At 60.2% G+C, this 12542-nt stretch carries 8 protein-coding genes; 5 read left to right on the top strand and 3 right to left on the bottom strand.

The genetic code is table 11. The features are described 5' to 3' along the window. Positions 1-9 precede the first annotated feature (9 nt). On the bottom strand, positions 10-1557 hold the full coding sequence (locus tag EAH78_RS02335; protein WP_140664997.1) for a PLP-dependent aminotransferase family protein: 1548 nt from the start codon (positions 1555-1557) through the stop codon (positions 10-12). Positions 1558-1647: 90 nt separating this feature from the next. Between EAH78_RS02335 and EAH78_RS02340 the strand changes: the two genes are divergently transcribed. From EAH78_RS02340 to EAH78_RS02360, 5 genes are all read left to right on the top strand, one after another. Further along, complete coding sequence (locus EAH78_RS02340; RefSeq protein ID WP_140665000.1) at positions 1648-2271, top strand: FMN-binding negative transcriptional regulator; 624 nt, start codon at positions 1648-1650, stop codon at positions 2269-2271. Positions 2272-2281: 10 nt separating this feature from the next. Beyond that, positions 2282-2728, top strand: coding sequence for a GNAT family N-acetyltransferase (locus tag EAH78_RS02345; protein ID WP_140665003.1), 447 nt, complete (start codon positions 2282-2284; stop codon positions 2726-2728). 17 nt (positions 2729-2745) lie between these two features. After that, on the top strand, positions 2746-3417 hold the full coding sequence (locus EAH78_RS02350; RefSeq protein ID WP_140665006.1) for a GNAT family N-acetyltransferase: 672 nt from the start codon (positions 2746-2748) through the stop codon (positions 3415-3417). Between the two features lie 208 nt (positions 3418-3625). After that, complete coding sequence (locus tag EAH78_RS02355) at positions 3626-6589, top strand: autotransporter outer membrane beta-barrel domain-containing protein (protein ID WP_140665009.1); 2964 nt, start codon at positions 3626-3628, stop codon at positions 6587-6589. 199 nt (positions 6590-6788) lie between these two features. Beyond that, complete coding sequence (locus tag EAH78_RS02360; protein WP_140665014.1) at positions 6789-9047, top strand: autotransporter outer membrane beta-barrel domain-containing protein; 2259 nt, start codon at positions 6789-6791, stop codon at positions 9045-9047. A gap of 201 nt (positions 9048-9248) precedes the next feature. Here the strand turns inward: EAH78_RS02360 and oadA are convergent, their stop codons facing one another. After that, positions 9249-11057, bottom strand: coding sequence for a sodium-extruding oxaloacetate decarboxylase subunit alpha (gene oadA / locus EAH78_RS02365; RefSeq protein ID WP_140665017.1), 1809 nt, complete (start codon positions 11055-11057; stop codon positions 9249-9251). Between the two features lie 11 nt (positions 11058-11068). Continuing rightward, positions 11069-12484, bottom strand: a complete 1416-nt coding sequence (locus EAH78_RS02370) for an acetyl-CoA carboxylase biotin carboxylase subunit (RefSeq protein ID WP_046030798.1) — start codon at positions 12482-12484, stop codon at positions 11069-11071. Positions 12485-12542 lie beyond the last annotated feature (58 nt).

Consider the following 12542-nt stretch of genomic DNA (forward strand, 5'->3'; position numbering starts at 1 on the left):
GCTTCAGCCTCAACGCCAGACTTTTTCCAGGCGCCCGAGCGCTTCGATGATCGCGGTCTCGGGCACCGCCGCAAATCCGAGGACCAGACCCGCGCGCTCGTCTGCCGGTGTTTGCGAATCTGGCAACCAGTAACTGCTCAAGGCGTTGATCTCGACCTCGACGCTGGCGGCTTTTTCCACCAATTCTTGCTCCCGCGCTTGGGAGTCGACCGCCACCGTCAAATGCAGCCCTGCCGCGACACTCGGCAGGCTGCCAACGCCGGGAATGCCCTGCGGCCAACCGGCCATCAACGTATTACGCCGGCTCAGGGCCGCGCGGCGCATGCGACGGATGTGTCGCTGAAAGTGCCCGGCAGCCATGAACTCGGCCATCACCGCTTGAGTGCTGACTTCGGAATGCCGGACGTCCACCGCCCGCCGTTGAGAGAATGCCTGCACCAGCGCCGGCGGCAGCACCAGATAACCGAGACGCAGTGCCGGGAAGGCGACCTTGCCAAACGTCCCGACGTACAACACCCGCCCCTGTCGGTCGAGTGCCGCCAACGGTGCCAGTGGCGCGCCGCTGTAACGATACTCGCCATCGTAGTCATCTTCGACAATCCAGCCTTGGGTGCGCTCAGCCCAGGCCAGCAATTCCAGGCGCCGCGCGAGGCTCATGACCACCCCGGTCGGGTATTGATGCGACGGCGTGACATACGCCAGGCGGCAATCCCTGAGTGCGGTCAATTCCTGGCAGTCGATGCCCTCGCTGTCCACTGCCACGCCGTGCAATCGCGCACCGGCCACAGCGAATGCATGACCCGCCGCCCGATACCCCGGATTCTCGATCGCCACCCCATCGCCGGGCTCCACCAGCAGCTGTGCACAAAGGCTAATCCCCTGCTGCGCACCACTGGTGATCACTATTTGCTCAGCCGAACACTGCATGCCGCGTGAACTGCGCAGATAGGCGGCAATCATTCCACGCAGGCGCTCATCGCCCGCCGGGTCGCCATAACACAACTGCTGCAAATCCGGCTTACGCCAGAAAGCCGCATTCAGCTTGGCCCAGACCTCGAAAGGAAACAGATCAAATGCCGGCACGCCGACCCGAAAGGCACGCGGCGGCCCACTCGGCGGCAGAGCCAAATGGTTCTTTTCAACGCGCCCCAACGCGCCGTTGTGGATAACTTTACTGGATGAAATTACAGGTAAATCCAGCCAATTTGTGGATAAGGCTGTGGATAACCCTGTTGACAACCCTGTGGATACTTTTGTGGATAATTTTTTGGCGGGTACCGAGGTTGGGGGCAGTTGAGCGACGTAAGTCCCGTCACCCACACGCCCTTCGATAAACCCCTCGGCATAGAGCTGATCGTAGGCTCGCACGACGCTGTTGCGAGAGATCGCCAGCGCTGCCGCCAGATCGCGACTGGCCGGTAATCGCGTGCCGCTGGCCAGTCGTCCGTCCAGCACTCGCAAGCGCAAGGCTTGATAGAGCTGACGACTCAGGCCCTGACGGCGATCCAGTTCGATACCGGCAGGGTTGAACGACAAGGAAAGCGGCGCATCGGTCATGGCAATGGACCTATGAAATTGGTCATTAATGGCTCTTACAACAGACCAATAGCCTGCCTAGGATGGAGGCATTCGCCAAGGGATATATCCATGTACAACCCCAGCAGCTTTGCCATCAACGATTTGGATGAACTGCGCCAGCAGATCCTCGGCACCCGCCTCGCCATGGTGGTGACCCACGGCGAACAAGGCCTGCAAGCCAGTCATCTGCCACTGTTGTTCAAACCTGACGAAGGTCCGAATGGCATCCTCTACGGCCACTTCGCCCGGGCCAATCCTCAGTGGAAGGAATTGCAGAACGGCGCTGAAGCGCTGGTGATCTTTGCCGGTGCCGATGCTTACGTCAGTCCCGGTTTTTATCCGAGCAAAGCCGAGCACGGCAAAGTCGTGCCGACCTGGAACTACGTCGCGGTACACGCCTACGGCACCGCCGACGTCTTCACCGACGCCGAGCGCCTGCTCAATCTGGTCAGCGCGTTGACTGATCGTCACGAAGCCAGCCGCGCCCAGCCGTGGAAGGTCGCCGACGCTCCCGCTGATTACATCGACGGCATGCTCAAGGCGATTGTCGGGTTTACCCTGCCTATCCAGCGCCTGGAAGGCAAACGCAAACTCAGCCAGAACCGCAGCGCCGAAGACATCGCCGGTGTGCGCGAAGGGCTCGCCGCCAGCCCCGATGTGCACGATCAGGCCCTCGCCCACTTGATGCGTTAAGGAAATGAACATGAGTCAAATTGAAATTCGCCAAGTCAGCGCCGACGACCACGCCGCCTGGCTGCCGCTGTGGCAAGCCTACCTGCGCTTCTATAACACCGATTTGCCCGAGGCGGTCACTGACAGCACCTGGCAACGCATGCTCGACCCGACTGAAACGACGCATTCGGCGTTGGCGTGGATCGACGGCAAAGCCGTCGGCATGGTGAACTTCATCTACCATCGTTCGAACTGGAGCATCGAAAACTCCTGCTACCTTCAAGACCTGCTGGTAACGCCAGAAACCCGCGGCACCGGCGTTGGCCGCAAACTGATCGAATTCGTCTATGCCACCGCAAAAGCGGACGGTTGCTGCAAAGTCCACTGGTTGACCCACGAAACCAATGCCACCGCGATCCAGCTCTACGAGCGCATCGCCGAACGCCCCGGTTTCATCCAGTTTCGCAAAGCCCTTTAAGGTTCAAGGAGAACACAATGTCGACTTCACTCGCAGACTGGAAAGGCGCCCCGTCGCCGTCGGTTCAAACCATCGAAGGGCGTTTCATCCGCTTGGAAAAACTTGACCCGGCGCGTCATGCCGAGGGTTTATTCAAAGCCTTGCAAGGCCCCGGTGCCGATCCAAAACTCTGGGACTATTTGCCGTACGGGCCTTTCCCGGAACGCAGCGTGTTCAACGATTGGCTGAACAACCATGCGGCCAATAACGATCCGTATTTCTTCAGCGTGATCGACCGTGCAAGCGGTGAGGTGCAGGGCATTCTCAGCCTGATGTCGATCGTGCCGGCTCAGGGCCGAATCGAAATCGGCCACGTCACGTTCGGCGCACCGATGCAGCGCTCACCGAAAAGTACCGAGGCGGTTTATCTGCTGGCCAAGGAGTCGTTTGCCCTGGGATATCGACGCCTGGAATGGAAGTGCAACAACGGCAACGCCCGCTCCAAGTACGCGGCCGAGCGCTTGGGCTTCAGCTTTGAGGGCGTGTTCCGTCAGCACATGGTGGTCAAGGGGCAGAACCGGGATACGGCGTGGTACTCGATTCTGGATTCGGAATGGCCGGCGATTGGCGCGGGCTTTGAGCGCTGGTTGAGCGACGAGAACCAGTCGGATTCGGGGCAGGTGAAAACGTTGGCGGAGTGTCGCGGGTAAGCGACTACGGTTGTGGCGAGGGAGCTTGCTGCCTTGCCACAAAAATTGCGTGTAAGCCTGAACCAAAACTCTAAACCTGCATTTAATTGCATACAGATGAATCAATCTCCCGAAAAAACGCAAAAGAATGCATTTCTCCCAGACATCATTCTGTAAAAACCATCCGCTATACAACACAGCCCGCTTATAACAAAAAGGCTGTCCACTCATGCCCTTCTCGCCCCAGCGTCTCGCGTTCAGCATCGCTTTGCTGATCAGCACCGGCACCCTCGCCGCCCCTTTCAAAAACGTGCAAATCGACACGCCGACCACTACCGCCCAAACCCTCGGCGGCGGCGACACGTTAAAGATCTCGGTACCGGGCAGCATCACCAACGCAGGCAAGGCAGTGAGTCTGAAGGACGGCACCAGCGGCGTCGGCGTGGTGATCGATAACGCGGGCAAGATTATTTCCACCGGCGGCCGTGCGATCGACAGCAGCGGCGATCTGACGCAAGCGCGCAACTACAGCATTTACAACCGCGCCGGCGGGCAGATCCTTGGCTTCAACGACGCCCTGCGCATCGACAGCAACTTCGCCAGCGGCAGCCTGTTGATCGACAACAGCGGCATCATCCGCTCCACGACGGGCCAAGGCCTGGACCTCGATGCGTTGCGCAGCAACGGTGTGAAAACGACGATCATCAACCGCGCGGGCGGATTGATTCGCGGGGACGCCAGTGACGGCATGAAGACCGGCGCCAACGCGACGATCACCAACTATGGCGAGATCTCGACCGGCGACTCACACAACGCCGACGAGAAGTTCGACGGCATCGATATCGACACCGCGACCGGTGTCACGGTGACCAACTACGGCAACATTTCCGGCGGCCGCCACGGCATCACCACCGACCTCGGCGCCACGCTCGTCAACTACGGGACTGTCACCGGTCGCAACGGCTCGGGTTATGGCTCCGATGGCGACGGCACGGTGATCAACCACGGCACCATCACCGGCGCTTACTCGGGCCTGCAACCCAACGGTGACGGCGATGGCGTGGACATCGACAAACTCGCCCACATCGAAAACTACGGCACCATTCAGGGTGTCGGTGCGGGCGGTGTGGACAAGGGCGGTTTCGCCAACGGCAGTGAAGGCATCGCGTTGGGTGGCGGCTATGTGTTGAACGCCAAAGACGCACTGATCAGCGGCGCCAACAGTGCCATTCTGGTAGACGATGGCAGCGGCGGTTCGGGCGTAGCAGCGACCACGCTTGAAAACTTCGGCACCATTCAAGGCCTCGACGGGTTCGGTGTGAAGTTCGTCGGTGAGTTCGCCGACAGTGTAATCAACGGCGGCACGATCAGCGGCAGCAACGGCCTCGCGCTGGACCTGGGTGGCGGCAATGACAGCCTGACCTTGCGCAACGGCAGCCGCTTTGTCGGCGTGGTCGACGGCGGCAGCGGTGTTGACCGCGTGGTGATGGATGACGCGTTGGGCGGCAGCTTCGGCGACAGTCGCAATTTCGAATGGCTGGAGGTCAAACAAGGCGCGTGGACCCTGACCGGCAGCGGTGACTTCAGCGACGGTGGCGCAGTGCGCAACGGCGCGACGTTGATCAACCAGGGTGGCATCGCCGGCGCCCTGACCGTCGACGCGGGCGGCGTGTATGCGGGCGGCGGTTCGGTGGGCAATTTGCGGGTCAACGGTACGTTGCGCACCAACAGTCAACTCGGCACCGCGACCATCACCCATGACCTGACCATGGGCAGCGGCTCGACGCTGGCCTACGGCGTCAATGCCGATGGCAGCAGTGCGCCGATCCAGGTCGGCGGCGTGGCTAACCTCAACGGCGCGACCCTGGCGGTAAACCCCGGCAGCGGCACTTATCCGTGGCAAAGCCACTACACCGTGCTGCAAGCGGCAAGTATCAACGGCACCTTCGGCAACGTCACCAGCGATTACGCATTCCTCACACCGACGCTCGCTTACACACCGACCGAAGTCGACCTGATCTACACCCGCAACGACGTTGCCTTCAATCAATTTGCACTGACGGGCAACGGCAGCAGCGCGGCCAACAGCCTGGCTTCGATGGGCAAAAACAACGCGCTCTACAACGCCCTGCTCAACACCACCAACGCCACGGCCGGTAGCGCCATCGAACAACTGGCCGGCGCCAGCAACGCCAACCTGACCAGCGCCACGCTCGGCGCCAGCAGTCAGATCGGTAGCAGCATGCTGTCGGCCATGCAGCAAATGGGCGGCAGTCCAGGATTAATGGTCGGCCTCGATCAGCGCGATACGCCGATACTCGCCTCTAACGGCGTGCCCGCCGAAGCACGCAACCTCAACGATCCGAACGCGCAGGGCCGACTCTGGCTGCAGGTCATCGGCGGCTACGGCAAGCTCGACGGTGAACATGGCAGCAGCAGCCTGGAACAGCGCACCAAAGGCAGCGTGCTCGGCGCCGATTGGGCGTTAAATCCGCAATGGCGCCTGGGCGTACTCGGCGGTTACTCGAAGACCGATCTGGACGCCACCGGCGCCGACGGCAACGTCGAAAGCTGGCACGCCGGCGTCTACGCGCTACGTCAAAGCGGCCCGTACGCCTTGCGCCTCGGCGCGGCTTACAGCGATCACCAAGGTGAAAATAAACGCACCGTCGCCTTCAACGGTTTCAGCGATCGACCTAAAGGCGATTACGACGCCGACAGCCAACAAGCCTTCGCAGAACTGGGCTACGCGATGGGCAGCGGCCGCCTCAGCGCCGAACCCTTCGCCAGCCTCGGCTACCAGCGCTATCACCGCGACAGCTATCAGGAAAAAGGCGGGTCAGCTGCGCTTCAAGTCGACGAGCAAACCCAGGACAACTTCAGCAGCACGTTCGGCTTGCGTCTGGCACACCTGAATACTCTGAACAACGGCATGAGCCTGACGCCACGCATGACCGCAGGCTGGAAACACACCTATGGCGATGTCAGCAACTCGACGCGGCAGGCGTTTTTGGTCGGGGGCACAGCGTTCAGTGTTGACGGCAGTTCGCTGGATCGCGACAGCCTGGTGCTGGAAGCCGGACTGGACCTGGGCCTCTCGGCGCGACAGTCAGTGGGGCTGGGTTACAGCGGGCAGATCGGCAATAACAGCCGCAATCACGGGTTGATCGGGCAGTGGCAGATGAGTTTCTGAGTTTTCGCCAACGGAAGCTTCCGGGATTGTTGTAGGGAAATACGCCGGTTGGCCGGGTGAAACCGGAGGTGCTCGAAGCCTCCCGCTCATTCGGCTACACGCTACGTCTCTATGCCTTTCGAAGCGCCCGGAAATGCCCGGCATCCTGGTATTTCTTCACCTTTTAGAGTTTGGACTTCTACCAAAAGAGTCCAAACCCATGTCCGATCAACACAAGTTCCGACCACAACACCTGGCGCTGGCCGTTGCACTGGCGCTGGGATGTGCTGAATTTTCAACGGCTCAAGAGCTGTCTACTCAAGCCGAAACGACAGCCCCCGTCGACGCAACCTTGCTGCCGAGGCTTGAGTCAAAACGCGATCCGCTGGCTGTTCTTCAAGCCTTGAATAACGCTGACAACACCGTTACCAAAGTGATCGACTCACCGAACGTTATAAAAGGAAAAGACGACAACGACCTCATCATCGTAAGGAACGGTGGCAGCTTCGAAGGCCGGGCTGAAGGCGGCAAAGGCATCAACGTCATACACCTTGATGCCTCTGACGGTGGCGAGTTGGGAGACACACGAAATTTCGCCGGCCTATTCAACTCGCAGGGCTCATGGACGCTGACCAGCAAGAGCGATTTCAAAGATGGCGTGGTTGCGCTGAAGGACAGCACCCTGACCAACAATGGGAAGATCCTGGGCCGAGCGATTGCGCTCGGACAGTTCTTCAACAATGGCGAAATCAGGGGCAGTGTTGACGTCGAAGAAGGTGGCACTTTCGCGGGCCAAGGCACCGTCGGCAGCCTGAACGTACACGGCCAGGTCAACGTCAACAGATTGCACGGCGCCCCAAAGGTCAGAGGCGATTTGAATCTTTCCGAAACGGGCGTAGTGGTCTACGAGGTCAATCCTGATGGCCCAGGAGAAACCATCAAGGTCGGCGGCACCGCCAGCCTGGGCGGCTCGACGCTGAAAATCGTCACCATGCCGGGCGATTACCCGCAAAGCAGCCAGCACACCGTCATCGAGGCTAAAAAGGTCGAAGGCGAATTCGGTAAAGTCCTCAATGATCTGGCCTTCATGGACCCCGTCCTTCAGTACAACAAAAAGAATGTCGGTCTGACCTTCACCCGTAACAGCGTGCCTTTCGAGAGTCTCGCCACTTCCGACAACGGACGGGAGTTCTCAAAAAATATCGACAAGCCACAACACATCTTCGAAGCTCATGTACCTTCTGACCGCGTGAACACCGACATCGACGAAGTGGCAGCGACCTCAAGCGCTAACACTCCCGCCCCGGTTCCAGAACCATTCACCGCCGCCGATACATCCAGCACGTCACAAGAACCAATCGCCGTCGCGGACACTACCGGCATCACACCACAACCACCCGCCGTCGCGGACACTTCCGGCACTGCGCAGCAACCGTCCACTACGACGAATGCCGCTATCACTGCCCTACTCGCCGCCGACAAAGAAACCGCCTCATACGCCCTCGAGCAACTGGCCGGCTCCGGTAATGCGAACCTCGCCAAAGCAACCTTGAGCAGTGTCGATCCGGTCAGCACCAGCGTGCTCTCGTCCATGCGCCAATTGGGCACCGACAACCTGCGCGCGCGCAATAATGCACCACGGGTGGCGGCCGGCAGCGAAGACAATGGCCGGCTCTGGCTGCAGGCACTCGGCCACGGCGGAAAACTGGATCGCGATATTGAGCCCATGCAACATTCGACCAAAGGCCTGCTCATTGGCGCGGATTGGAACATCGACGAGGAATGGCGCCTGGGGGTGATGGGCGGCAAATCACGGACTCAACTGGATAGCCGCGAACTCGATGGCGATCTCGACAGCTGGCACTTGGGTGCCTATGCATTGCGGCAGAACGGCCCGATGTCGTTTCGGCTGGGCGCGACTTATAGCAATCACGACGGCAGCACAGCACGCCGGGTAGCTTTCACAGGTTTCAGTGACCGCCCGAAAGGTCGTTATGACGCCAGCACCCAGCAAGCTTTCGCTGAAGTGGGATACAACCTGGGCCGAGCCAATGTCAGCATCGAGCCGTTTGCCAGCCTTGGGTTCCAGCGCTATCAGCGCGATGGCTACACCGAAAAAGGTGGAGCGGCGGCGTTGAAAGTCCATGAGCAAGCCCAAAGCAACCTGAACAGCACTTTCGGCCTGAGGCTGGCGAAAGTCGAAACCCTGGATAACGGTATGCGCCTGACGCCACGATTCAGTGCCGGGTGGAAACACACTTACGGTGACACCTACACTTCCACGCGCCAACGACTGGTCACTGGCGGCAACAACTACACCGTTTACGGTGCGGAGTTGGATCGCAACAGCCTGCTAGTGGATGCCGGCTTGGATCTTGGGGTTTCGGCCAGTCACAGCGTAGGCGTTGGCCTCAGCGGTGAGATCGGCAGTGACAGCCGCAATCACGGTGTCATGGGTCAGTGGCGGATGGCGTTCTGATTAACGACTGACACCACAATCCCTGTAGGAGCAGAGCTTGCTCGCGAAAGCGGTGGTTCTATCGCCATCAGTGCAGCCTGTTCCACCGCCATCGCGAGCAAGCTCTGCTCCAACGGGGGTCGAGGTGGATCATGTACAGGCAAAAAAAAAGGGGAGCACATGCCCCCCCGAGGTTTAAAGCGTTGTATCGAGGCTGTTAAATCAGCCTTCGATCTCGATCAGGATTTCGCCCGGGTTCACCCGGTCGCCCTTGGCCACGTGGATGGCGGTGACTTTGCCGGCGATGGCTGATTGGACTTCGGTTTCCATCTTCATCGCTTCGGTGATCAGCACGGCTTGCCCTGCTTTCACGGTGTCGCCTTCCTTGACCAGCACATCGACGATGTTGCCCGGCATGGTGGTGCTGACGTGACCCGGCGCGGTGGCTTGCTTGCGCTTGCTGCTGCCGCCGCTGACGAATTCGTTGAGCGGTTCGAACACCACTTCTTCCGGCATGCCATCGATGGACAGGTAGAAGTGACGCTTGCCTTCCGCCTTCACGCCGACACCGGTGATGTCGACGCGGTAGGTTTCACCGTGGACGTCGATGACGAACTCGGTCGGCACGCCTTCGCCACCGGCCGAGGCCACGCCGCCGGCTTCTGGAATCGGCAGCAGCACTTCAGGTGTCAGGGTGCCGGCAGCGCGTTCTTCGAGGAACTTGCGACCGATGTCCGGGAACATGGCGTAAGTCAGCACGTCTTCTTCGGACTTGGCCACAGCGCCGATTTCAGCACGCAGTTTGGTCATTTCCGGCTTCAGCAGATCGGCTGGACGAACGTCGATCACTTCTTCGCTACCGATGGCCTGGCGACGCAGTTGTTCGTTCACGGTGCCTGGCGCCTTGCCGTAGCCGCCTTGCAGGTAGAGCTTCACTTCGTTGGTAATGGTCTTGTAGCGCTCGCCGGCCAACACGTTGAAGAACGCCTGAGTGCCAACGATTTGCGAGGTCGGGGTAACCAGCGGCGGGAAGCCGAGGTCTTCACGAACCCGCGGGATTTCTGCCAGCACCTCGGCCATGCGGTTCAGGGCGCCCTGCTCTTTCAACTGGTTGGCCAGGTTGGAAATCATCCCGCCCGGTACCTGGTTGACTTGAACACGGGTGTCGACGGCGGTGAATTCGCTTTCGAACTGGTGGTACTTCTTACGCACGGCGTAGAAGTACAGGCCGATCTCTTGCAGCAGTTCCAGGTTCAGGCCGGTGTCGAACTCGGTGCCTTTAAGGGCCGCAACCATCGACTCGGTGCCTGGGTGGCTGGTGCCGGATGCGAAGCTGGAGATCGCGGTGTCGATGTGATCGGCGCCGTTTTCGATAGCTTTGAGTTGGCACATGGTGGCCATGCCAGAGGTATCGTGCGAGTGAATGAACACTGGCAACGACTGCTCGGATTTCAACGCATTGACCAATTCGCCCGTGGCGTATGGCGTCAGCAGGCCGGCCATGTCCTTGATCGCCACCGAGTCGCAACCCATGGCTTCCATTTGTCTGGCTTGCGCCACGAACGCGTCGATGGTGTGCACCGGGCTGGTGGTGTAAGCGATGGTGCCCTGAGCGTGTTTGCCGGCCGCTTTTACCGCTTCGATGGCCACGCGCAGGTTACGCACGTCGTTCATGGCGTCGAAGATGCGGAACACGTCGATGCCGTTAACCGCGGCCTTGGCGACGAAGGCTCTGACCACGTCGTCACTGTAGTGGCGGTAGCCCAGCAGGTTCTGGCCACGCAGAAGCATTTGCAGACGCGTGTTAGGCAGCGCCGCGCGCAGTTGGCGCAGACGCTCCCACGGGTCTTCTTTGAGGAAGCGGACGCAGGCGTCGAAGGTTGCGCCGCCCCAGCATTCCAGCGACCAGTAGCCGACTTTGTCGAGCTTGTCGCAGATCGGCAGCATGTCTTCAGTGCGCATACGGGTGGCGAGCAGCGATTGGTGGGCGTCGCGCAGGATTGTGTCGGTAACGTGGATTTGCTTGCTCATTGTTATATTCCTCACAGGCCTGCGTGGGCGGCGATGGCGGCGGCGATGGCCAGGGCCAGCTCTTCGGGTTTGCGCTTGATCGAGTAGTTGGTCAGTTCAGGGTGGCTTTCAACGAAGCTGGTGTTGAACTGGCCGCTACGGAATTCCGGGTTTCGCAGGATTTCCTGGTAGTACGCGGCGGTGGTCTTGACCCCTTGCAGACGCATGTCGTCGAGGGCGCGCAAGCCACGGTCCATCGCCTCTTCCCAGGTCAGCGCCCACACCACCAGTTTCAGGCACATGGAGTCGTAGAACGGTGGAATGGTGTAACCGGTGTAGATCGCCGTGTCGGTCCGCACGCCTGGACCGCCGGGCGCGTAATAACGGGTGATCTTGCCGAAGCTCGGCAGGAAGTTGTTTTTCGGGTCTTCGGCGTTGATCCGGAACTGCAACGCAAAACCGCGGTGCTGGATGTCTTCCTGTTTCACCGAAAGTGGCAGGCCGGACGCGATGCGGATCTGCTCACGCACGATGTCGATGCCGGTGATTTCTTCGGTGATGGTGTGTTCCACCTGCACCCGGGTGTTCATCTCCATGAAGTACACCTCGCCCTCGGCGAGCAGGAACTCCACGGTACCGGCATTCTCGTAACCCACGGCCTTGGCTGCACGCACTGACAGATCACCGATGTAGGCGCGCTGTTCCGGGGTCAGTTGTGGGCTCGGGGCGATCTCGATCAGTTTCTGGTTGCGTCGCTGGATCGAGCAATCACGCTCGAACAGGTGCACCACGTTGCCGAAGCTGTCGCCGAGAATCTGCGCTTCGATGTGCTTTGGATTGACGATGCATTTTTCCAGGAACACTTCTGCCGAGCCGAATGCCTTGGTGGCTTCCGAGATCACGCGAGGGAACGCTTGTTCGAGTTCTTCGCGGCTGTCGCAGCGACGGATACCACGACCACCACCACCGGAGGTTGCCTTGAGCATCACCGGGTAACCAATACGGTCGCCTTCGACCAAGGCTTCGGCGATGTCCGCGACGTTGCCTTCGGTGCCCGGCGTGACCGGCACGCCGGCCTTGATCATGCTGCGGCGGGCTTCAGTCTTGTCGCCCATGCGGCGTATGACTTCAGCCGATGGACCAATGAACTTGATGCCGCGCTCTGCGCAGATATCGGCCAGTTCAGCGTTTTCCGAGAGGAATCCGTAGCCGGGATGCAACGCATCACAACCGGTTTCCACCGCCAGGTTCACCAGTTTTCGCGCATTCAGGTAGCCAGCCAATGGCTCGGCACCGATGCTGTGGGCCTCGTCCGCGCGCTTCACATGCAAGGCATGACGGTCGGCGTCGGAATAGATCGCGACCGAGCGAATGCCCATCTCGGCGCAGGCACGCACGATTCGTACGGCAATCTCACCACGGTTGGCGATCAGGATCTTTTTTATCACTTTTGGAGGTTCCCTTGAGCCGGTGGTAACCACGACCCGGTAGACCAGGTCGACGCGT

Source organism: Pseudomonas arsenicoxydans, assembly GCF_006438915.1.
Lineage (GTDB): Bacteria > Pseudomonadota > Gammaproteobacteria > Pseudomonadales > Pseudomonadaceae > Aquipseudomonas > Aquipseudomonas arsenicoxydans_A.